At 44.3% G+C, this 23,894-nt stretch carries 19 protein-coding genes; 15 read left to right on the top strand and 4 right to left on the bottom strand.

Features of this window, described 5'->3' with window-relative positions; genetic code table 11:
* The first annotated feature begins 37 nt into the window (after positions 1–37).
* Together DMB88_RS19555 and DMB88_RS19550 are read left to right on the top strand one after the other, a co-directional pair.
* A complete protein-coding gene (locus DMB88_RS19555) occupies positions 38–1,405 on the top strand; it encodes a nucleotide sugar dehydrogenase (protein ID WP_128102692.1) in 1,368 nt (455 codons plus the stop codon).
* A 32-nt stretch (positions 1,406–1,437) separates the two neighbouring features.
* Positions 1,438–2,337 carry a hypothetical protein gene (locus tag DMB88_RS19550; RefSeq protein ID WP_254438261.1) on the top strand — a complete coding sequence of 300 codons (900 nt, stop codon included), beginning with the start codon at positions 1,438–1,440 and terminating at the stop codon, positions 2,335–2,337.
* A 265-nt stretch (positions 2,338–2,602) separates the two neighbouring features.
* On the opposite strand, the gene DMB88_RS19545 is transcribed toward DMB88_RS19550, so the two are convergent.
* Positions 2,603–3,475: a helix-turn-helix transcriptional regulator gene (locus DMB88_RS19545; RefSeq protein ID WP_128102690.1), complete on the bottom strand. Its 873-nt coding sequence runs from the start codon at positions 3,473–3,475 to the stop codon at positions 2,603–2,605.
* Positions 3,476–3,962: 487 nt separating this feature from the next.
* Between DMB88_RS19545 and DMB88_RS19540 the strand changes: the two genes are divergently transcribed.
* The 6 genes from DMB88_RS19540 (at position 3,963) to DMB88_RS19515 (ending at position 10,951) form a co-directional block, all read left to right on the top strand.
* Positions 3,963–5,174: an LLM class flavin-dependent oxidoreductase gene (locus DMB88_RS19540; protein ID WP_128102689.1), complete on the top strand. Its 1,212-nt coding sequence runs from the start codon at positions 3,963–3,965 to the stop codon at positions 5,172–5,174.
* A gap of 211 nt (positions 5,175–5,385) precedes the next feature.
* The gene (locus DMB88_RS19535) at positions 5,386–6,666 is read left to right on the top strand and encodes an ABC transporter substrate-binding protein (protein WP_128102688.1); all 1,281 of its coding nucleotides are present in this window, start codon (positions 5,386–5,388) and stop codon (positions 6,664–6,666) included.
* 3 nt (positions 6,667–6,669) lie between these two features.
* A complete protein-coding gene (locus tag DMB88_RS19530) occupies positions 6,670–7,542 on the top strand; it encodes a carbohydrate ABC transporter permease (protein ID WP_174715302.1) in 873 nt (290 codons plus the stop codon).
* 34 nt (positions 7,543–7,576) lie between these two features.
* Positions 7,577–8,392: a carbohydrate ABC transporter permease gene (locus DMB88_RS19525; protein ID WP_128102687.1), complete on the top strand. Its 816-nt coding sequence runs from the start codon at positions 7,577–7,579 to the stop codon at positions 8,390–8,392.
* A gap of 116 nt (positions 8,393–8,508) precedes the next feature.
* Positions 8,509–9,726 (top strand): MFS transporter, encoded by a 1,218-nt coding sequence (locus DMB88_RS19520; RefSeq protein ID WP_128102686.1) that lies wholly within the window; start codon positions 8,509–8,511, stop codon positions 9,724–9,726.
* A gap of 439 nt (positions 9,727–10,165) precedes the next feature.
* Positions 10,166–10,951 carry a cell wall hydrolase gene (locus tag DMB88_RS19515; RefSeq protein WP_254438260.1) on the top strand — a complete coding sequence of 262 codons (786 nt, stop codon included), beginning with the start codon at positions 10,166–10,168 and terminating at the stop codon, positions 10,949–10,951.
* Positions 10,952–11,071: 120 nt separating this feature from the next.
* Here DMB88_RS19515 and solA read toward each other — a convergent pair whose 3' ends face one another.
* A complete protein-coding gene (gene solA / locus DMB88_RS19510) occupies positions 11,072–12,217 on the bottom strand; it encodes an N-methyl-L-tryptophan oxidase (protein ID WP_368028378.1) in 1,146 nt (381 codons plus the stop codon).
* 188 nt (positions 12,218–12,405) lie between these two features.
* On the opposite strand from solA, the gene yaaA reads away from it, so the two are divergent.
* From yaaA to DMB88_RS19470, 7 genes are all read left to right on the top strand, one after another.
* Positions 12,406–13,158, top strand: a complete 753-nt coding sequence (gene yaaA / locus DMB88_RS19505; RefSeq protein WP_128104513.1) for a peroxide stress protein YaaA — start codon at positions 12,406–12,408, stop codon at positions 13,156–13,158.
* Between the two features lie 562 nt (positions 13,159–13,720).
* Complete coding sequence (locus DMB88_RS19500) at positions 13,721–14,599, top strand: prohibitin family protein (protein WP_128102684.1); 879 nt, start codon at positions 13,721–13,723, stop codon at positions 14,597–14,599.
* Between the two features lie 583 nt (positions 14,600–15,182).
* The gene (locus tag DMB88_RS19495; RefSeq protein ID WP_128102683.1) at positions 15,183–16,322 is read left to right on the top strand and encodes a WXG100 family type VII secretion target; all 1,140 of its coding nucleotides are present in this window, start codon (positions 15,183–15,185) and stop codon (positions 16,320–16,322) included.
* Between the two features lie 15 nt (positions 16,323–16,337).
* Complete coding sequence (locus tag DMB88_RS19490; RefSeq protein WP_128102682.1) at positions 16,338–16,835, top strand: hypothetical protein; 498 nt, start codon at positions 16,338–16,340, stop codon at positions 16,833–16,835.
* A 1,023-nt stretch (positions 16,836–17,858) separates the two neighbouring features.
* On the top strand, positions 17,859–18,446 hold the full coding sequence (locus DMB88_RS19480; RefSeq protein ID WP_251381294.1) for a hypothetical protein: 588 nt from the start codon (positions 17,859–17,861) through the stop codon (positions 18,444–18,446).
* 120 nt (positions 18,447–18,566) lie between these two features.
* The gene (locus DMB88_RS19475) at positions 18,567–18,938 is read left to right on the top strand and encodes a hypothetical protein (protein WP_254438258.1); all 372 of its coding nucleotides are present in this window, start codon (positions 18,567–18,569) and stop codon (positions 18,936–18,938) included.
* A gap of 626 nt (positions 18,939–19,564) precedes the next feature.
* Entirely contained in the window at positions 19,565–20,020 is a 456-nt protein-coding gene (locus tag DMB88_RS19470; protein WP_128102681.1) for a hypothetical protein, read from the top strand.
* A gap of 120 nt (positions 20,021–20,140) precedes the next feature.
* Here DMB88_RS19470 and DMB88_RS19465 read toward each other — a convergent pair whose 3' ends face one another.
* Both DMB88_RS19465 and DMB88_RS19460 read right to left on the bottom strand, forming a co-directional pair.
* Positions 20,141–21,505 carry a right-handed parallel beta-helix repeat-containing protein gene (locus DMB88_RS19465; protein WP_128102680.1) on the bottom strand — a complete coding sequence of 455 codons (1,365 nt, stop codon included), beginning with the start codon at positions 21,503–21,505 and terminating at the stop codon, positions 20,141–20,143.
* A 659-nt stretch (positions 21,506–22,164) separates the two neighbouring features.
* Positions 22,165–23,757, bottom strand: coding sequence for a catalase (locus tag DMB88_RS19460; protein WP_128102679.1), 1,593 nt, complete (start codon positions 23,755–23,757; stop codon positions 22,165–22,167).
* Between the last annotated feature and the right edge of the window lie 137 nt (positions 23,758–23,894).

Raw genomic sequence — 23,894 nt, 5'->3', positions numbered from 1 at the left:
ATCACACAAAATCAAAATCATTGTTGGAGGGACTATCATGCATAATCAACATTTCCACTCATTATTAAATGCGATTGAAAATAAAGAAGCGGTACTCGGCGTAGTTGGGCTCGGTTATGTAGGGCTTCCACTTGCTGTAGAAATGGTCAATCAAGGCTTCACGGTCATCGGAATTGATCTCGATGCTTCTAAGGTAGAGAGTATCTATCATGGGGATTCATATATTCATGACATTTCCTCTGAGGAATTGAAAAAAGTGATGGAGACGGGTCGTTTCCAACCAACGACAGATTATAGTATGCTGCGTGTCATCGATGCGTTGAGCATCTGTGTGCCAACACCGCTGAGCGAGAACCAAGATCCGGATACATCGTACATTGAGACGGTAGTTGATCAGATTAAACTGCACATGAAACCAGGTATGCTGATTACGCTGGAAAGCACAACCTATCCGGGAACTACGGAAGAACTGATTCAACAGAAGCTGGACAAAATCGGACATGAAGCAGGCAAAGACTACTTCCTCTGCTTCTCGCCAGAGCGGGTTGACCCGTCCAACGGACGATTCACTACGTTTAATACGCCTAAGGTTATTGGAGGCACCACCGAAGCTTGCCTTAAGCTAGGAACGGCGTTGTATGGTAAATATGTGCAAACGGTTGTACCTGTATCTTCACCAAAAGTAGCGGAGATGTCCAAACTGCTTGAAAATACATTCCGCAGCGTGAATATCGCCTTCGTGAATGAAATGGCGATGATGTGTGATCGCATGGGCATCGACATCTGGGAAGTCATTGATGCAGCTGCAACGAAACCGTTTGGCTTCATGCCATTCTATCCGGGTCCAGGCATCGGTGGTCACTGCATTCCGCTGGATCCAATGTATCTGTCATGGAAAGCAAAAGGTTTCCGTTTCTACAGCAAATTCATTGAGTTGGCACAATCGACGAATGACAATATGCCATATTATGTTCTGAATAAAACGTCAACGATTCTGAACGAATACGCCAAGTCTGTTCGCAATTCCAATATATTGCTGCTTGGTATGTCCTACAAGCCGAATATTGCGGATCTGCGTGAGTCCCCAGGACTGGAAGTATACGAATTGTTCAAGGAAAGTGGAGCCAATGTAAGCTACTACGATCCATATGCTGATTCATTCTTAGACAAACATGGCGAGACTGTACACAGCGAAGCATTCAATCTGGAACAGTTCAAATCATACGATTGCATCGTGCTGATTACCAATCATAAGGATCTTCCATATCGTGAAATTTCGGAGCTCGGTGTACCAATTCTTGATACACGTAATGCATTCCGCACATATACGCAGCCTCATATTTATAAGATTGGTCACTCGGTACAACACCCCGTGCTTGAACCAAGTGAAGCGTTGCTCGTCTGAGGAATCCAATGAAACGATGGAGGCAGGTTCCGGTGAAGGCAAAATGGGTACTTCTGGCGCTAATATTTTGCCTTCTGCTTCTGCCCTGGCTGCTCAAGTGGTTCTCTCATGAGGAACGTAAAGCGACTTGGCTGTGGGACGCTTCTATTATTGCAGAGCAGACACCGGAAGTTATCTCATTTTCCAAAGAGCAGGGCGTGAATGTGATCTTCCTGCAAATACAGGATGAAGTATCCGATGATACGTACCGCAAATTTATCGCTGCTGCGAAGGTGGCGGAGATTGAGGTACACGCTCTGAACGGTCATGCGGATTGGGCGTATACGGAGAAACGGGAAGAAGGACTGGCTTTTATTGAGCGAGTGCGAGCATATAATGCAGCTTCCGCCAAGAATGAACGTTTTGAAGGTATCCAACTGGATGTAGAGCCGTATCAACTGAAACGGTGGGAGAATGAGGAGAGCCGTGTCATTGCAGAGTGGCAAGATAACATGAAGGCCTGGACGGACGCGGGAGAGGATGCAGGATTGTACATGAGCGCTGCCATTCCGTTCTGGCTGGATGCCCGTCAGTCGTCCGGGAATGAAGGCACGTTCAGCCACTGGGTCATCTCCCACTTCGATGCCGTAGCTATCATGGCGTACCGTGACAGTGGGCAGCAGATGTACGATCTGTCCAAGGAGGAACTGGACGAAGCGGACGACCTAGGCAAGAAAGTCTGGATCGGAGCAGAGTTGGCCGATACGCATGAGGGCGATCACCTGACCTTTTTCCGTAAACCAATCAGCAATATGGATGAGGAAATTGAGAAGGTGTTCAAACTTGGCTCCGCTCATTCTTCCTTTGCAGGTGTTGCCGTGCATCATTATGAAGCATGGTATGCGAAGAAGAACGGCATTCCGCTTGCGCGTAAGGATGATGAGCGGAAATAGGAATGACCGTTATGAGGATCGAGAGTCAGTGTAACCTTACAACGCGCAGAAGATATGAAATGAACAAGTGAAGTGAACAAGAAAGGCAAGTCCTGGAATGAAGGGGACTTGCCTTTCTTGTTGTTATGAATGGTAAAAAATAATCGCAACAGATGCCATAGATGGTCAAGAGTTCATTCCTAGCCGTTAAGCTGGCTTAGCGAAGACGAAGAGATCGGCATCATAGCATAGGCGGCTTGAAACGTAAGGTGGAATGTGCTCCTATTTATTCTTTGCTGCTCTCCGTTGTCCGATAGCGGTTGGGGGGCAGACCGACCTGTTTTTTGAACGCTTTGGAGAAGGAGAACAAGTCGGGGTAACCGACGGAATGAGCCACTTCAGTTAAGCTTAGCGGGGTCTGCACAAGTAAACGCTTAGCCTGATCCATTTTTAATTGCTGAATATACTGGACGGGAGAGAGACCGTACGCTCTGCGGAACTGTTTGGCAAAATGGGTTCGATCCACACCGGCATGAGCGGACACGCCTTCAACTGTAATGCCGCCAGCAAAATGGATATCCATATACTCCTTGCCCTTCTGGAGCCAGGGAGTGGCTGAGTCTGGCTGTAATCCTTTGGTCGCCGGAGAACGTGCAATTCGGTCAAATAGGCTTAGAAATCGAGTAAGTCGCCCTAGATCACTTGCTCCATCCTGCGGTTTGCGAACATCCTCCATAAATGCACGCATTGCACTAGCTGTCTCTGGTGTTAACACACCTGAACGATAAGGCGAGTCTGGAGTCAGACCGATCCGGGAGAGCAGTTCAGCCGCATGTGAGCCGTCAAAGGCGATAAATATTTTCTGCAATGTGTTCTCAGGGGTGGTCCAGTACTCGTGAGTGACATGCGGAAATAGACAGAACGCATCTCGTGCTCGCAAGGCATGATGTTGCCCATTCTGAATAAACGTACCTTCCCCCTCTAACACAAACAGCAAATAATGATAAGGTGTGGTGCGAGGGCCAATATGATAGTTGCTCTTGGCTAGATTGCGGCCGATACGAATCGGCCAGGCGCCACCGGCTTTCTCGAATTCAGATGGAGTGAAAAAAATAATATCCAAAAACTCGTGGTGGTCCTCCTTCATGCTCTCGGTCATCGGGAACACCTCTTTAATATATAAGTATTGTAGATACGATCGAAAAGGTTCACTTATAACCTATTATACAGGTGGGTTTTATACATATTCAAGATCAACAAGACCTAATTCTGAGAAAAGACCACAAAATGACAAAATAAAATTGCCGCGAAATGACATTGATCACAGACAAATCAATTGATATGATGTCCATACCTATTAAACCAAGTTAATTAATCGGTATTTGGAGCTTATGTACTAATAAAATGAACAGAAATTAGGCGCACTTTAAAAATAAGTTTCAAGAGGTGCCAACGTAGTGGAGGGGACGAAATCGATTCTGCAGAAGCAACGCGTTCACCTTTATCTCCGGATTTTCCCTTTGGAAAAGGGAAATTAAAAAAAATCTGGGATAACAGTGATCGAAAGAACGATTCGTACGCGGAACGTCAAGGAAGCACAACGGTAACTTTTTTTAACATGAGACTTTATTTATTCATAGAAGGGAATGACTTTGGTGAGCGAACAGGAAGAGATGAAGTTTGGATGGTTTTTGCCAACAGCAGGGGATGGTAAGTATGTAGGAGTTGAACCAGAGCGAGCGCCGAGTCTGGATTATCTGGTTCAGGTAGCACAGACGGCGGAGACGGCAGGGTTCGAATTCGTGCTTATTCCAACAGGGGGAGCCTGTCTGGATGCGTGGGTTGTCGGCTCGGCTGTGATGAGCCATACCAAGACATTGCGTCCCCTTGTCGCTATTCGCCCGGGCCTGGTTACACCGGTTCTTGCTGCACGCATGGGTGCGGCGCTGGATCAGCTCTCTGGAGGCCGCGCCATGATGAATGTGGTTACAGGTAGCTCGGTTCGAGATTTGGAAGAGCTGGGTGATCCGCTGGCACATGCACATGATGAGCGGTATGTACGCGCAAGCGAGTATATGGAAGTCATGAAGCGTTCGTGGACCCAGTCCACAGGACTCAATCTGACTGAATTCGCAGGCAGCGGCGCACAATCGAATGCGGATGCGTCCAGTGATCCATATCCAGCGTTTAACGGGCAACACTATACCTTCAAAGGTCCAGTAGGCATGCCAGAAACGGTACAGAAACCTCATCCACCATTCTATTTGGGAGGAAGCTCCCCGATTGCGAAGCGAGTTGCTGTGGAGCATGCGGATACATTCCTCATGTGGGGCGAACCCCATGACTGGATCCAAGAGCAGATCGAAGAGATCGAGGTCATTCGTGAGCAGGTTAAAGCGGAAACAGGACAAGATCGTCAGATGCGTTACGGCATGCGTGCGCAAGTGCTCATTCGGGATACGGAAGAAGAAGCATGGGCCGCCGCTTGGGAGATTATTAGTAAAGTACCGCCAGAGGCAATCGAGAAGGCCAAAGCAGCCTTTGCCGAGACGGATGCTACCAACCAGCGTAGACAAAATGAGCTGCGGGAACTATCGGAGAAACAACAATTTGTTGTGGGTCCTAACCTGTGGACGGGCTTGTCTGTCGTACGCTCCGGCGGTGCAATCCTTATCGTGGGCACAGCTGAACAGGTTGCAGAACGCTTGATGGAATATGGAGATATAGGTGTGACTACCTTTATTCTTTCCGGGTATCCACATCTGGAAGAAGCCGAAATCTTCGGGCGGACAGTTATGCCAATCATTCGAGACCAATGGAAAACAAGACAAAAGCAGCACTCCGTTACTACCAACTAAGTAAGTTAACTTTTTTACACTTTAACGGAGAGGGCAGAACCGATCTGAAGAAGCCTAGCGCTCGCCTTTATCCCCGGATTTTAACCATTAAAAGAAATGATTCAGAGAAATCTGGGGATAACAGCGATCGGAAGATGGTACTGCACTCGGAGTGCCCAGTGTGAAACATTCGTAGAACTTACATTAATCATCCTTCAGGAGGTCGTATTTAATGAAAAATAAGAAAAAGTATATCCTGCCCCTTATCAGTATGCTGGTCATGTCCATCCTGCTGTCGGCTTGCGGCGGCGGAGATAACGCAGCATCCGGAGAGAATGATTCCTCGGGTTCAGGTTCAGGGAAAGTGAAAATCAGCTTCATCCACTGGCGTGGAGAAGATGTAGAAGCATTGAATAAGACCATCGACGCGTTTGAAAAGGAAAATCCAAACATCGAGGTAGAAATGCAGACATTGCCTTCGGATCAGTATCAATCCACCGTACAATCCAAAATCAGTGATGGTTCGGTCGGGGATGTCTTTGCATCCTTCCCAGGTGCACAATTCGAAGCCTTCACCAAAGCTGGATTGTTCACAGACCTGACGGGATCATCATTCTTGTCTGCTTTTAATTCGAAACTGATAGAAGCAGGGCAACATGATGGCAAGCAATATGCAGTTCCGTATCAACTTGTATATAACGATCCCATCTATAATGTGAAGCTGTTTGAACAGTATGGTCTGACGCCACCGACGGATTGGGAAGGTTTCCTGGCACTGTGCCAGAAGCTGAAAGACAATGGCATCATTCCAATTGCTTTTGCCGGAGCGGACATTGGCCCAGGCCAATTCATGAACACGATGGTCATGAACAATGCGCCGAGTGACGACATTTTTACCAAAGTAGAAGCAGGCGAAGCTAAACTGACGGATGAGTTCTGGGTGAAAACGTTGACTCAGATCAAAGAGCTGAACGATAAAGGATACTTCCAGCAGGATGCACTGGGTACGAAAGACCCTGCGGCAGGAGCGTTGTTTATTCAGGAAAAAGCAGCAATGCTCGCAAGTGGATCATATCAACTTGCTCAGAACAAGCTGCAAAACCCGAATCTGGAGCAAAAATTGCTCGCACCAATTACAGTAAGTGCCGATCAGGCGAAGTATGAAGGGGTGCACACCACCACATTTATGCTTGCGGTGAATAGCAAGTCGAAGCATCCGGAAGAAGCGAAGAAGTTCATTGAGTTCTTGAGCAAACCGGAAGTAGCTAGCGAGTATGCTAATCAGACCGGACAGAATGTAACGGTTAATGATGTGAAATACGATACACCTGAGCTTCAAGTTGCCGGAGAATGGGCAAGCAAAAAGACCGTGTTCCAGCCACGGTTCACCATCCTGAATGGAGATAACCAAAAGGCTGTTACGAACTCCATCCAGGCTGTGCTAAGCGGTACTTCGCCAGAAGAAGCAGCGCAGCAGGCACAGGCGATCATTGATCAGCATATCGGGAAATAAACGATGAAAAATCGTATTCAGCTATCCCTGTTTCTATTACCTGGGTTGCTGCTGTACGTTGGATTGTTCGTATTTCCTACATTGACGGGGCTGTTCTACTCCTTTACGGATTGGGACGGGGTATCCCCGTCGTATGCATTTGTAGGGCTGGATAATTATAAGGACAGTCTCAGCAGCATCGTATTTCGCAAAGCCTTTGGCAACAACGTTGAATTCATGTTAACGGTAGTTATCGCTCAAACGTTTATTTCACTTGTACTTGCCTTGCTCTTGGTTCGTAATACAAAGACACGTATTGTGCTTCGGGCGTTGTATTTCCTGCCTACCATTCTGTCCTCTGTATCGGTCGGACTAATATGGGCATTTATGTATGATCCATCTATTGGATTGATCAACTACGGCTTGAATGAGGCGGGTATGAGCAGTATAGCTCGTAACTGGATCGGTGATCCCAAGATTGCGATCTATTCTATCGCCGCAGTACAGGTCTGGGCTCATGCCGGACAGATGATGATTGTGTTCATCGCAGGTCTACAGGGCATTCCAGCAGAATTGTACGAAGCTGCTCGAATGGATGGAGGCAGCAAGTGGCAGGTATTCCGCACGGTGACTTGGCCTTTGCTTGCGCCTTCAGCAACCATTGTTGTGGCATATACCACCATTCAATCGTTTAAGGCGTTTGACCTCATTTTTACAATGACGGACGGCGGTCCGAACTATGCAACTGAAATTTTGACGACATATATCTATCATACCGCCTTTGGCAGCTATTCATTTGGTCTGGCTTCTGCCGGTTCGATGATCTTCCTCGTATTGCTCGCGCTTTTGACGCTGTTGCAGTTCAAGGCACTGCGCGCCGACAGGGTAAGCTATTGAGATTGAAGCAGATCTAAGGCAGAAGGGAGTTCGTATGGTTTTAAAATGGTTCAATCGACTAATTCTATTGGTGTACGCGTTACTCATCATTGTGCCGCTGTACTTTGTATTTGTGTCCTCGTTCAAAACAAGCAGTAATTTTTTCACCAGTCCATTTAGCTGGCCTGATCCATTTACGTGGGACAACGTCATTGGCATGTTTCGTAACCAGCCGATGTGGCAATATTTTGGAAACAGCTTGGTCGTGACGTTAGGTACGGTTGCAATTGAGTTGTTGCTAAGCAGTATGATTGCATACGCGATTGTGCGCTGGGGCGGGAGTGTAGGCAAAATCGTATTTGCTCTGTTCGTAGCAGGTCTGATCGTTCCTTCTCAGGTGAGTATGCTTCCGATTTATTCCCTAACACGTACACTGGGATGGTCGGACAGTCTGACTGGGCTAATCATTGTGTCCGCTGCAATGCTGATGCCTGTCTCGGTATTTATGTTGACCGGTTTCATGCGTATGCTTAACACAGAGATCTTGGAAGCAGGCAGTATGGACGGAGCCAGTGAGTGGAGGCTTTACACCAAAATTGCGTTACCACTTGCTGCACCATCGCTCGCGGCAACAGCAACATTCCTACTCGTTATGGTGTGGAATGACCTGCTGATTCCAATGCTCATGCTTACAAGTAAATCCAAGCTAACGTTACCGCTCGCGCTTATGCAGTTCCGAGGCGAATACGTGACCAATTATCCGATGATGCTCACGGGTGTGATGATTACAGCTATTCCGATGATTGTGTTGTTCCTTCTGCTCCAGCGTTATTTTGTTGCAGGTCTGACAGCAGGTTCACTCAAAGGGTAAGGTTATAGGAACAGATCAACGTATCTGCGTATTTTGCATTGATTTCTGCATCATTCTGCATAATAATGGTTTAGTGTGTCAGAATGATTACATAGAGATCAAGGGAGCTATAAGTGATGAGCAAACTGGAAGTATTGCGGAATCCCAAGCAGCGCAAGCTGCTGTTCAGCGCCGGCATGAGCTGGCTGTTTGATGCGATGGAGGTCGGCATGATCTCCTTCATCGTGGCTGCACTTGCCAAGGAATGGAGCCTCAGCCCTGGACAAGTCGGCGTGTTAACAAGTATTAACTCTATCGGTATGGCATTAGGTGCCCTGCTTGCAGGTGCGCTTGCAGACCGTTTCGGACGTAAGGCTATTCTGATGTGGACGTTATTAATCTTCACAATTGCAAGCGGTCTATCTGCCCTGGCTACCGGATTTGCAGTCCTGTGTGCACTGCGTCTGGTTGCAGGGATTGGACTTGGAGGAGAACTGCCTGTAGCTTCTACATTGGTATCGGAATCCATGCCGACGGCAGAACGTGGGCGTGCGGTTGTATTATTGGAGAGCTTCTGGGCAGGAGGCTGGATTGTATCGGCACTCATTGCTAACTTTGTTATCCCAGAGTACGGCTGGCGAATTGCCTTTGCCATCGGAGCACTTCCGGCGTTCTATGCATTGTATCTGCGCCGTGCCATTCAAGACCCACCGCGGTACAAGAATCATACTAAGCTGCATAAAATCACGTTCCGCGAAAAAGTGGCTACAGTCTGGTCAGCACCTCATCGCCGTACAACGTTGATGCTGTGGGTCTTGTGGTTTACCGTGATTTTCTCCTATTATGGCATGTTCTTGTGGCTACCTTCGGTAGTTATGGCTAAAGGGTTTACGCTCGTGAAAAGCTTCCAGTACGTGCTGATCATGACGATTGCACAGTTGCCAGGATACTTTACCGCGGCGTACTTCATTGAACGTTATGGTCGCAAATTCGTGCTTGTCGTGTATCTTACCTTGACCGCGATTAGTGCTATTGCGTTTGGACTAGCAACGACGGAAGCAACGATCCTGGCTGCAGGAATCTGTCTGTCATTCTTCAATTTGGGAGCTTGGGGCGGACTGTACGCATACAGCCCGGAATTGTACCCCACTTCGGTTCGTTCAACAGGCGTTGGACTAGCTACATCGGTAGGCCGGATTGGCGGCGTCATTGCACCATTCATGGTCGGTATGCTGGTTCAGCGAGCAGTTCCAATCAGCCTGATCTTCACCATTTTCTTCGTAACCATCCTCATTGGTGCAGCGGCTGTGCTGTTCTGGGGTCGGGAAACGAAGGGACAAGAGCTGGCTGAGTAAATTGTATTAGGGCGTGTCTTAAAACTCCGAAGGATTAGATTTTGCCGAATTTTCGTTCCAAACAAGGAAATTTTCAGCAGGCGTGCCGGGGCACGTCAAGGGAAATTGACGCAGGAGGGGGCGAAAAGGGGGTAAAAGATGCACTTCAGCGAGTTTTGAGAAACGTCCTAAATTCAAGCGCAACTTTTGTGCGGGTCTGTCTGCCTACGGAAATGCAGGCTGGACAAGCGGTACAAGGTTGATACAAGAAGAGGTGTGACCCTGATACGACCATGGGCTCATGCCTCTTTTTGTTATGTTCGAGACTCATTTTTTCATGCTCCATCGGTCCGATAGACGCCCCTTGGGTGATATCCTATAATGACACTCGGGATGTCGAACCGTGAGGATTCAGGGGAAAGAAGTGGGATCTGGATTCAGAAAAATGGAGGGTAATGACATGATAAAGCGTAATTTTGAAAAGAACCATACGAGTGAAATGAATGAAAAGAATATGATAAATCAACAGCATAGCGTGAGTGGAGGTTCTATAACCGTGAGTCGCAAAGTAACCCATCAAAGGGGAAGAAAAACGAACAAACGAGCAGGAAAGGTTGGTATGCTCCTCGGTACTTGCGCGATGGCTCTCGGTCTTACAGTGGCAGCCCCTTCTGCGGGAGCGCAGAAACTGGAACAAGGTGTTCGTAGTGAACATGTGCTGCAATTGCAGGAGCAATTAAGCGATCTGGGTTACTTTGACGCAGGAATGACGGGGTATTACGGTGCCATTACGAAGAGTGCTGTCCGCGAATTCCAACAGGCGCAAGGACTGAGCGCCGATGGTGTGGCAGGCCCGAAAACGCTGAACAGACTGAACCATAAGGTCAAAGCCGAAGGCAATACACTGCGCCAGCTCGCCAAGCTAATTCATGGGGAAGCGCGAGGGGAATCGTTTGAAGGACAGGTAGCTGTCGGAGCTGTGGTGTTAAATCGGGTACACTCGGGAGAATTCCCTTCGTCGATTCCGAAGGTTATATTCCAGAAAGGTCAGTTTACAGCAGTAGACGATGGGCAGTTCAATCAGAAGCCGACGGCAACCTCGTACAAAGCAGCACGTAAAGCCTTGAACGGCGCTGATCCAACGCATGGTGCACTCTATTATTACAATCCGAAGATTGCCACCTCGCTGTGGAGTAAGAGCAGACCAACACTGCTGACCATTGGGCAGCATGACTTTACAAGGTGAGAGTGAGTATTACTAAAATCAATTTTTGATATTAAAAGTGTTCATGAAACAGACGTGCAAGGACGCCAATCGATAATGATTGATGATGTCCGTGCACGTCTTTTGGATTTATAGTTATGATTAGATGCCGGTCTTGGAGAATCGGGACAGGGCAAACCTGCTAATATCCTGATCCGTATGCCCTGTCTGGACTAAGTCGGACAGGATCTTGCCAACTGCGCTTGCAAATTTGAAGCCGTGACCCGAGAAGCCGCCTGCAAGCCAAACATGCTCATGCATCGGATGATGATCAATAATAAAGTCCTCGTCGGGTGTCATTTCGTATTTGCATACACTGCCACGCTTCAATTGGCCAGCCGCTAGTGGCATTCGAAGCTCAAGCAGCCTCCGGAGTTCACCCTCGTCTGTTTCTTCCGCTCCGAATGGTGTCTGTTGCTCTCCTGGCGTCCATGTAGGTCCCGTATCATGACGGCCGATCTTCACTCCAGCCCCGCCGATACTGGGAAATCCATAATAGACACCAGCCTGTTCGGATATAGTGAAACCAGGAAAATGTTCTTCCCCGAACAATGCTTCCGGCGCATCAAACCATCCTACCGTTTTGCGAACGGCTCGAATCGGAAGATTCACAAACGGTTTCAATGTCTGAAACCAGGCACCTGTGCTAAGTATGAGCTTACTAGCGTGATATGTATCTCCTCCAGCGGTTTTTACGGATACGGATTGAGCTCCGCATTCCACATGTTCCACAAGGGTATGCGTTAGCAGGGTGGCACCTGCTTGTTCTGCGGCTTGCCGATAAGTCTGAACGCAGCGTTCACTGAACAGATAACCAGCATCCGGTTCATACATGCCTTCATAATGTTCAGGAATTGTAATCCCTGACCAGCGCTTCATCACTTCATTTGCACGCAGCATTTCATATCGGACTCCGGCATCATCAGCATGAGTCAACCGGTCGCGAAACGAATGGAATTCTGGATTAACCAGGTTGATAACCCCTGAACGAACAAGCAGATTGTTGCCCGTTGCATCCTCTAGCTCTTGCCATAAATTCTGGGCAAGAAGTGCCAACGCGATGTAATCAGGCCCTCCGCTGTAAACATGGCGAATTAATCGGGACTCTCCATGATGGCTTCCTTCGGTATGTGGGGGATCAAAAGCATCAATCATCAGGGTTTTAAGCCCGCTTCGTGCCAGATAATAACCTGCACTCATCCCCATGGAGCCTGCTCCAACGATAATGACGTCATAGGATTGTATGATAAGAGCTCCTCCTTCGCGGATTGATCAGAATCGAATATTCTTCAGGATAATGTAGACTTAAAAGCCAGTTTGGTCAAGGGGCAGGAAGACCTGGGTAAAAGTTAATCTGCCTCATCATTGGATTCATCTGGCCAATCCTGTACAATGAATAACGACAAAACAACAGTAGATTAAGGATGATCACCATGATACGAATGATTATTTCACCAGCCAAAAAGATGAAGGTCGATACCGATCTGATGGCATCTAAGCAGTTACCCCAATTTATAAACGAAACTGAGCAACTCCTGAGTTTGCTTCAGAAATTAACCTACGACGAACTTAAATCAATGTGGAAGTGTAACGATGCCATCGCCGAGCAGAATGTGGAGCGAATTCAGAATATGAATCTGAAGACAAATCTTACGCCAGCCATCTATGCCTATGAAGGAATTCAGTATCAGTATATGGCGCCTGGTGTTTTTCAACAGGAGGAACTGGCGTATCTGGAGAAGCATTTACGCATTTTATCCGGCTTCTATGGTATGTTACGGCCTTTGGATGGTGTCACTCCATATCGCTTGGAAATGCAGGGCAAGTTGCAGGGACCAGGATTCAAGTCGCTCTATCAATTCTGGGGAAGCAAATTGGCAGATCAGCTTCAAGCGGAAAGTAATTGCATCCTAAATCTAGCTTCCAAAGAGTACAGCAAGAACATCACGCCTTTTCTGAGCGAGGAAACAGAGTTCATCACATGTGTATTTGGACAGATGGTCGAAGGGAAGCTTGTTGAGAAGGCAACGCGTGCCAAGATGGCCAGAGGTGAGATGGTGCGTTATATGGCGGAGCATAAGATTACAGACATAAAGGACGTTAGAAGTTTTGATCGGTTAGACTTTAGTTTTTCCGAAGCGTTATCGGATGAGAGAACTTATATATTCTTACACGTAGAGAGAAATTAGACTAAAATACATGTTCGTTTCCTTTACATATGGTGAGGCTTCTGTTATTGAGTTTGGGTAAAATTGAAAAAAAGGATTCGTATTAGAAGATGCCATCAAACGGATGGCTCTTTTTGTGACCCCATTTTTTAAGCTGATGTGCCTAAAATAGTTCAATTATGGATGCTAACAAGCCTTAAAATAAGTTGGATCGAATCCTATTCAATGTTCTAAAGCTACAAGAAGTGCTAGATATTGTGAAACCGAATACGTATTTACAAAGTATATATAAATAAGGATATAACTTATAGTTATTAATTAGATGTACGGGGAAGTAACATATAAATGGATGTGTTTAATGAATGTAGATGAAGCGCAGATGAATTTAACTATGGGGTTTCTTCGTACAGATCAGGTTTGCGCCGGATACAAAGAGAGGAGGACAATCATGCCATTTATTGGGGAATCATTTTAATAATAATCCTAGCATTTATTCTATGGGCATTAATGATCCCGTTATTCAATAAAATAGGTAGTAGAATTCTGAAAAAGTACGATAAATTCAAACAAGAGGAGAATGCAGATGAAAAATTCAAAGACGTTTAGAGCAGGGGCCATTGCGGTTGCACTAGTTATTATTGTGGGCGTATTGCTGGTAACCTTCTTTGTCACACGAATTCCGAATGGTTATGTTGGGGTCGTGTATTCACCAAACGGAGGGGTAAAAGATAGTACACTGAGTCAAGGATGGAAACTCGTTGGAGCGTTTGATAAAGTGACGAAATATCCGATTCGAATTCAAACGGTTGAATACAGAGATATCCAGATTGCTACTTCTGACGGGAAAAACATCACAATCGATTTTGCTTACAACTACCAGGTAGAACCAAGTAAAGTATCTTCTATTTTCAACACATTTGGACCCATAAGCATTCAAGAAATTGAGGATACATATCTCAAAACACGTTTCCGTGACGCAGCCCGTAAAGGTATTTCCAAGTTTACTGTCATTGATGTGTATGGTGAAAAGTCATCCGAGGCAGGCGTAGACGTGCAACAGCGTTTTTCTGATGATGTAAAAGAATTAGGCTTTATTGTATCAAACGTTACCGTAGGTGTTCCTCAACCTGATGCGAAAACTCAGGAAGCCATTGATAAGCGTGTCGAGGCTTCTCAAGAACTGGAACGTAAGACAACTGAACTTGAGATTGCGAAGAAAGAAGCAGAGCGCAAGCGCGTCGAGGCACAAGGTAATGCAGATAAATTATTGATCGAAGCGGAAGGTCAAGCCAAAGCAAATAAAGAACTTCAACAATCATTATCAAGTCAACTCGTTGAATATGAAACCATTAAGAAATGGGATGGGGCTCTACCATATGTAAGTGGATCTAATACGCCAATGATTCAGTTACCGGGTACTAAAGTAGAACAGAATAGCAACACGGGGAATGTAGCTCCTTAATTTGTGGTTTGAAATAAATGTATAACTGAATCCATTTCATAATACCTTTAGCTGCTTAAATCAAGGTTAGATACAGATCAAAACGGTTTGATTTGTCTATATCTAGTCACATAAAAAATCGTTTTAATGAGTTAAGAAATTGATTCAACTTTCTCACTAATTAAATGTGGTAAAAAATAAACTCCACTTGTAAAATGAAAAGCAAGTGGAGTTTGAGCTGTAGCGCCATAACATTAAACTATTCCTGATAAGGTTTAAATTCAATGATTATAACTCCTTAGTGTTAAGATGGATAACGAGCGATATAGGCTCCGCAATCGTTTCTTCAGTGAGAAGAACGACTCAACTTCAGATAAGATCATACTAGCAAGTATTAAGAGCAACTGGATATAAAGAACTAGGTCTAAACGTCGGTATTTTAGACACGTACAATTCAAAATTTAACTACATAGGATGAAGGGGGATTCGTACTAGGACTTCAGTATAAGTTTTTGGTGGATAAATTTAGGAGTTATGCTGGATGAAACAAGATCAAGCTTCTGCTAACATGGGATAATCCTATTTTGAATGAGTTGAGAATCGTATGAGTACAATTAAAATCACCCCTGAACAGCTACATCACGTATCGACTCAGGTGGAGCAGGCGAGACAACAGTTAGAACAGATACGTGGTGAACTAACAAGGCAGATCATGTTTGTCCGAATGATGTGGACGGGGGCAACACAAGAGCGGTTTTTCTATGAATTTGAGCGATCAGGTCCTATACTTGATAAGGCGTTAGAGAGTATGGTCAACACCTCTAAGGAATTAAAGGTCATCGCCACACGTTTCGAGGATGCAGATGCTCAGAGTGTAAGTCTCGGTGGTGCAGCTGGAGCTGTTGGCGCAGCAGCTATGATGACCAATTCAAGTGGTACTGGCTCAGGTGATAAAGGCTACCGGATGGCTCATGTTAATTTTTATGGTAGGTGGATGTGGCTGCCTGTCAATGAGAATGGTGTTGCGGATCAGGCCTCTCTACAAGCTTATGAGAAGGATCAAGGACATCTGGATTTTAATAAAATGCAAGCTGTGAATGTCGAACCTCCTGGAGAGGACATATTTGCACTCCAGATTAAGGCATTTGAGCTCGGTATTGATCCATTTTCGGGTAGACCTGTTTCAGAGGATTATGCAAAATGGATGGTTATAAGTCTGAAGGCTGGACAGATTTTTATGGGATTTCAAATGATTCGTGGGAGCATACCTGGCCGCCAAGGGCCTCTCCGTTTGCCATCTTCCCATTCCTCCGTAAAGAAGATGAAAGGATATATTGAGGAGGCCGAAAAGGCGAAGAGAAAGAGTTCAGAAAAAGCAGGGTCGGCTAATGGCGGGAATGGTGAAACTGGGACCGTTTGGGATAATATCAAAGGAACACAACCTAATAATCCAGGTACAAACATTCCTAAATCATTTGAAGTATCAGTGAATGGAGAAAAGTATTGGGTAAATCCAAATGCTACTAAACATATGGTAGAGTATTCAACCAGAACTATATCGCATGGACAAAAGTTAACTGAACAACAATTATTAACTAGTTTTCAATCATCTGTAAAAGAAGCTACTAGAAAGGGATACAAGTTTAATGAACCAATAGTAGTTAGCAATTGGGAATTAATATTTAGTCCATCTAGGGAAGCTGGGCAATTACCAGTCATTAAACATGCCCTTTATATACCTTAAACAGGGAGGAAGAAGATGCTGAAATTACAAGGAATATCACAAGATGAGATGAAATCTTATTTGGAGACAGACTTTTACGTACCAATAACCGTTGAGTTTCCTTTAAATGATATTTCATCAAAGGAGTTATTTTATTACAGGGTACTTAATAACAAATCATCTTTCATTGAAGTTAAAGTGAACAGCGAGTCAAATAAAATATTTTCTATTACAGTAGTATCTATCAACGATATTGAATATTCTTCAAAAGAACTAACAAATGTTAGTGATATACCTAAATCTGTTGGAAATCCAATAATTGATGTTGATATATGGAACGGTAAAAAGATCATAGACTCAAAAGATGATTTTAAAGTCATGTATGGTGATAATAAGCTATTTCTTCTGCTAGAACGCATCGAACAAATTACGCAAAGATTAGTTTTACCAAATATTGAGTTACTATTAAATAAGGGTGATGAGATTGTGGATATATATTCTATGATATTCCGGTTGATAAAAGGAAGGACTTAGAAGAAGGGATTGTTGCTTCTACGAATAAAACCTCGTTCACCACACTGAACAGGTCGGAAGGGCTACCCAGACCCGAATAAATTCATCATTTAGCCATAACACAACTAACCAATGTAATACCTGTAAAAAGATTTCGTCAATACGAATGTACGGCACATAGAATGATTTAATTCTATAACCTAAGTAACGCTTTACCGATACATCAAACAGGTTGATTATGGTCAGATGCCACCGTAATTGACCTGTTTTTTTGTATCTTTGTTTTTGCTTTTAGAATCGCAACTTATTCAGTGATAGTGGCTTAAGTTGTTTTACAAGTTTTCTCTAAGGCACCATGCACCAAAAATTTATCAGAATGATGGCTCTATTATTAAAAATAAAGGGAGATGGAGTTAAATGGCATCATTTCTAATGTGGATATACACTTTCAAATAGCCAAGCACTAGATGATGTAACAATTTGGGCTTACACTGATCGTGAGTGGGATGAGATTATAACAGACCTTACAGATATTGTTGACTTACCTAACCCAAGAAATAATATATGGCGTTGTCCTAGTTGCGAAACTATTTATGTGTTTGATGAACAAAACAAATTGACGGATTGTCAAGCCAAGTGCGACAGTTCCTCTGAATAGGAGATTCGTGAGCGATTCTCCAACCCTGACATTTACGGAGTCTGCACTTCACATTAAGGCGTTTGAGCTCGGCATTAATCCATTTTCGGGTAAACCTGTTTCAGAGAATTATGCAAAATGGATGGTCATTAGATGAACTAGGCTTTCCAACCGTTAATGAGCTTTCAGTAGATGTTGAGAACAACCCAGGAATTTTATTCGACAGATTTGCTCAAGGTTCCAAGGACATAGTAAGGTTACAGAATGGTAAAATAAGAATAGTTGGGGAGTCGCCTTTATTAAACCAACAAAGTATTAATGACCTAATTGCTAAAAAACAAATATAAGAATGATAGATCTACTTATTAAGGCTGCGAAAAAAATAGATTGAAATGAGGAAACTCTTGATGAATGCAGACGATAAAAAAAGTTCTACCCCATCTGATAAAGTTAAATTATTTGAAGTTTTAAAGAATCAGACACTCAGCAAGTTGACAAGATTTAGCTGGTGGGAAAGTAGTGAAGCAATGGAGCAATGTGAGATAGCACATGAAGACGTCTTCTCATTAACTGCGGGGCCAGTATTATTATATTTTCAATCAGGGTTAGTAGTAGGAGCAGCGAGTGACCCAGCACAGAATTCTGTTGTTATATGGGTTGAAAGAGATGATACAGGATATGTAACTGAAGAGCCTATCGAAAATGATACTGATCTCTATACAATTAGCGCTTTGGATAATCAATACAGCAATTCTTACTGGAATAAAATAGTAGGGCAGAATATAAAGATGATAAACATTATCAAGCGAGACCCACAGAATGCATTGCTTGCTGAATTACAGAATGAAGTTGGTGTCGAGCTGGTTATGGATAATGGAGAAAAATTTATACTGTCCCACGGGCTTCACAACAATTCTGACGACTTCTCAGTGATAACAGAGTCATATATTGACAGAAGACTTTTAGCGAATCTAGAACGGGTCAAATTGATGTAATACATTGTCCAAATTAAACCCTCAAGGGGATTGAAATGAAAGATTATATAGTAACATTGTAATTATTTTTCCAAATAATATTTGATCCATGAAAATCTTAAAGATGGAGCGGAATACTTCATGGAAAATTTTAATCAGGCAGTTAAGCGTATCTCTGCAATAGATTGGAGTTGTATTGGAAACAAACAAGCAAGATCACATGTTCATTTGAGTAAAGAATACTTAAGAAGATCATCAATATTCCTCCAATGTTATCCTGGTCCCTGTAGGTACCCTTTTATTATCATTTCAAATTCGATAACTAAGTCACAAGCGAGTGTTGATGATTTACAAACACTAAAGGAGATTGACAATAGTTATGTTAGAGATATTGCAAAAAGTTATTTAGAGTTAAACGCACTCATTGATGAAGGTAATCAAATTGCTATTGATAATAAAGATTTGTTTGAGCCAGCAATAAAGCTATATGAAAGAGGGGGCATTTCTTTATAAGGTCTGGCTATTTAAATGTAGCTGGTTCTACTGATCTTCTTTCGCTTGCAAATCGAGTTGAAAGGGAGCCACTTGATATAAGCGATGAAACTTTAGATGCACTTGATAATGGAGATATTGATTAATTTTGTGACGGATCTCCATAAAAAAACATCTGGCGCCGAATGAATCCATCATTCAACCAATAACACAATTAACGCATGTAATATCCGTATAAAGATTTCGTCAACGCGGGTGTAAGCATATAAAATGATTTAATTTTATAGCCGAAATAACGCTCTACCGATACATCAAGCAGGTTAATTATGGTCAGACACTACCTTAATTAACCTGTTTTTTTGGTGTCTTTATTTTCGCTTGTTGCAACATAAGAGAGACCTGAATGACTTACTGTTTTGGTTTTAATGATACTGCTTAAGAAGTATCACTTTGAACAAAGCAAAACAAGATGTTTTTAATAAGCCAGAGTATGCGATCTATTAAGGAATATAGAGCAATGAGCGCTAGAATGGCAATGGATGAAAGAGCTTGCTGTCTAGGTGGGAAGTATTTTGATGTATACAAAGAATAGGGAAATCACATCATATCAGCATACCCATTGTATTAAGAAGAATGGAGATAACGACATGATTAGATATACGTATACAACTGAATATAATGAAGATTTTAATGAAGTTATTTTGGATTTCAGTATGGATACATCTTTAAAGAATGGCTACTCCATTAGTGATTCACTGGGTTCGGATATTTTTAGCGATTTTGCTACTGTAAAGGAAGAAATCGAAAAATTACTTGATTTAATAGCAGGAAAGTCAACTTTATACGAGGGTGGGGGAAATGTGAACATAATTAGATCTGATAAAATTTTTACAACCATTGATGACATCTTTGCTGAAGATGATGAAGAGGACAGTACATGTAAACTTGAGACTTTAGAATTCACAAAAATCATACTCTTATGGGCAAAAGAGAATTTTCAGTATAAGTGCAAGCGAGGCGTTATACTAAAAGATGAAGCAGATTTAGCAATAGACTGGATCAATAAAAAATGTATCGAGGTGCATGAGTTAGAGTTTAGATAGAGTCTGTGGATTGTTGTAAAATCTCTATAACATACATAACAAAAATCCCCTTGGTCATAAACATGCTACAAACTGGTTTGACGAAGGGGATTTGCTATTCAAACTCAACCCAAATTAAACTTACCTCGCTCCCACATTCGTACCAGAAGGTGTGCCCGAACCAATCAGATCACTGCCATTCGCAAGCCTCAGGAAATCACCCAAGATAGGTGTACCATCCGCACTACGTGTCACTGAAGGTACGAGGGAGACAAAATCGGCTGCGCTGGCGAGAAGACCTTTGTCATTAACGCTTTTTTTGTTTTTCCACCAGACATTGGTGCTGCTGACGTCGGTTCCGCTTGTTTTGTCGCTTGCGCCGCCTTGGAAGGATAGGTTGTTCGTAAAGATGTGGGTGCCTTTATCGAAGGCGAAGTTGCTCTGTCCATTGTTCCATGACGTGTTATTTTTCATCTGGATTGAACCAGGATTGCTGTTATACGTGAAGCCATGCTTCTTGTTATTAAAGGCAATGCTATTCTCGACAATGTGGTTTACGGAGATCTTCTCACCGCCGAGTTTGAAGCCGTTGCCATCGCTGTTGGAGGTTGAAGTGCCATCTGCGGTTGCTCCATTCGCGAAAGCGATACTATTACGGATCGTGACCACACCGATGGCGCCAGTATCCGATTTGCTATACAGATCCCAACCATCGTCTACGTTATAGGCGGCGATACAGCCATCGAATACGTTACCCGGACCAACTGTTAATTTTGCGGCAAAACCATCGGCATCTTCACCATCATCTGGATCGTAGTTATTATGGGAATAGGAACGGATGACTTCGTTATAAGAAGGCCATTCGCTTTTGGCTGCAGTCGAAGCATAACGACCAATCTGGATACCTGTATCCCTGTTATGGTGAGCCTCGATTTGTTCTAAACGATTGTAGCTGCCCCCGATGAAAATGCCGTTATCTCCAGCACCTTTAACCTCCAGCCCTTTTACGAACCAATAGTCGCCGAACATTTGTAATCCTCGATTCGTTGAGGCAAACGATTGTGCGGAGAAATCAAAAACAGGTTTTTCTGAACCATATGCCACCAGATTTTTACGTTGGGAGGATGTACCGTTATTACCACGTTCAATGGTAATGGTTTCCGAGAAGCTGTATGTGCCTCCACGCAAATAGATCGTTTTGCCTGGAGCGATCTGGGTTAGCGCGTTAGCCAGTGAAGTCGGACTGTTGATCGTTCCCGGATTGTTCGCTGAGCCGTTAGGTGACACATATAGATCCCCAGCAGCAAGTGTGATATTGGAATTAGCCACAGCCGATTCAGAAGAGATAGATGAGCTATTCTCTAGCACTTCCGCAGCACCAACTGATCCGCCACCTAGCAATAATAGAGGAAATGTGGCACTCAGACAGATATGAGCCATTTTCGATTTCAAGGAACGTTCCGATCGAGCAGATGCATGGGTAGAAGTGGAAGGGAATAATTTCATTACATAGACCTCCTTGGTTAATTGGGATAAATAGATGAGTGTTGAATAATGCGGAATGCCATACAGTAAAAAGGATTGGAATAGCAATTCGATGAGTGGACGGCATCCGTGTGGCACAGGTTCATGGTAAATGTTGTAAGCGTTATCATCAATAATCATTTGATCAGATGGAGTTAAATGCAGGCAGGTCAGGCGTGGTTGTGTCCAAATGCTCAAGTTTCAAAGGCTGCATGTAATCCGCTTGTTGGCTAATCGCCTTATTTTAACGGTGAATCGTCCGAAATGAACATAAAATAACCCAGTTTCACTGCCCTAACGGCACAACACTTACTCATAATCCACTCCATTCAACCTGCCCCAAGTGCAACTCAATACAACAATCCATTCAACATAAGCACATAATCGATTCTCCCCATCCCAATATATCGAGCACCAAATAGAGGATAAGCATTGGAAAATAAAAAAGCCCAATAGAGGCTGCGAGAAGCAACCATACTATCGGGCATACTTTCAAAAAAACGAGCACAGCCATGCAGATTCACCGCTTAAGCTAACTCATGACTTCATTCCAAGTTCAAGGCAATGAAGCATAACATTTTCATAGCAGACCATCCAACAGTGCATCGTCTAAAGTACATCATCTCAAAAGCAAACAAATCTTAATACCCGTCCGTCTCCCGACCGCGTTGCTTCGCTTCCTCCACACTGGGTTCACGCTTGGGTTGTACCGCTGTACTATCGTCTGTTGATACAGATGCCAGTCCTTCAGCTACACGCCGACCGTAGTCACGATCCGCCTGGGTAAAGTGAGAGATCATACGCTCCCGAATATCCGGTTTGCATTTTGCCAACGCACCAACCATGTTGCTGATCAACTCGTCTCGCTCCCACTCCTCGAAAGCTCGGTACGTATCACCGGCTTGTCCAAAGTCATTGGTACGCTCAATCTTCTCGTGAACCAGTTTACCTTCCACTAACGGCTCATGATCCTTACCACGTGGAGTAGCCTCCTTCAGTCCGCCGAGCGAGGAAGGCTCATAGTTCACATGCGGATTTTGACCCGGTGCACGATCCACCTTATATTGCATCTGTCCGCTGCTTTGATTGGTGGCAACCCGGTTTTTCGGCGCATTCACAGGCAACTGTAGATAATTTGCACCCACCCGATGACGCTGCGTATCCGAATAGGAGAAGGTACGGCCTTGCAGCAGCTTGTCATCCGAGAAATCAAGTCCATCCACCAGAACGCCTGTGCCAAACGCAGCTTGTTCCACTTCATTGAAATAATCCTCGGGATTGCGATTCAGCGTCATTTTGCCTACAGGTAAAAAAGGAAATTGATCCTGTGGCCATAGCTTGGTCGGGTCGAGTGGATCGAAGTCCAGCTCTGGATGCTCGCCATCTTCCATCACTTGCACGTTCAGTTCCCATTCGGGATAGTCTCCTTGTTCAATGGCATGGTACAGATCCAATGTTGCATGATTGAAATCTTGACCCTGAATCTCGCTGGCGTCTTTTTGCAGCAGGTTGTGTATACCTTGTTTCAGCGGTTCCCAGTGGTATTTGATAAGCACACCAGTACCTTCCTCATTCACCCACTTGTATGTATTGACACCTGATCCTTGCATTTGCCGGTAATTGGCCGGAATACCCCAGGGGGAGAAGAGAAACGTCACCATATGCGTAGCCTCAGGACTAAGTGACACAAAATCGAAAAAACGCTCCATATCTTGTGCATTGGTCAGTGGATCGGGTTTAAAAGCATGAACCATGTCCGGGAATTTGAGTGGATCCCGAATAAAGAAGATTTTGAGATTGTTACCGACGAGATCCCAGTTGCCATCTTCCGTGTAAAACTTGACAGCAAAGCCGCGCGGATCACGCAGCGTCTCGGGAGAATGCCCGCCGTGGATGACGGTTGAGAAGCGAACGAACACAGGGGTTTCTTTGCCTTTTTCCTGAAATAGGCGTGCCCGTGTGTATTTCGATACCGGTTCATTGCCTGCCGTTCCATATGCTTCGAATACACCATGAGCGCCAGCACCGCGGGCATGTACGACCCGTTCCGGGATGCGTTCCCGGTCGAAGTGTGTAATCTTTTCAAGAAAGTGATAGTTCTCCAGCGTTGTGAGTCCTCTGCTGCCAACCGTGCGTACATTCTGATTATCTGTGATGGGATGACCCTGTCGATCTGTTAATGTGTCCGAGGCCTTGTCTGGGGAATGCTCGGATGGTGAAGAATGGTTATTCATGGAGCACCGCCTTTCCTTAAGATGGATTCCTGTATATATTTTCCCTTTTGGCTCGTTCTATGCATTGTATCTACCAAAAAAGGCTTGTCACTCACTCTATGGTGTGGGATAATTAACTTTTGCCCTATGGACGGTTT

Source organism: Paenibacillus sp. DCT19 (genome assembly GCF_003268635.1).
GTDB lineage: Bacteria > Bacillota > Bacilli > Paenibacillales > Paenibacillaceae > Paenibacillus.
This window is presented reverse-complemented; position numbering and strand designations above follow the sequence as displayed.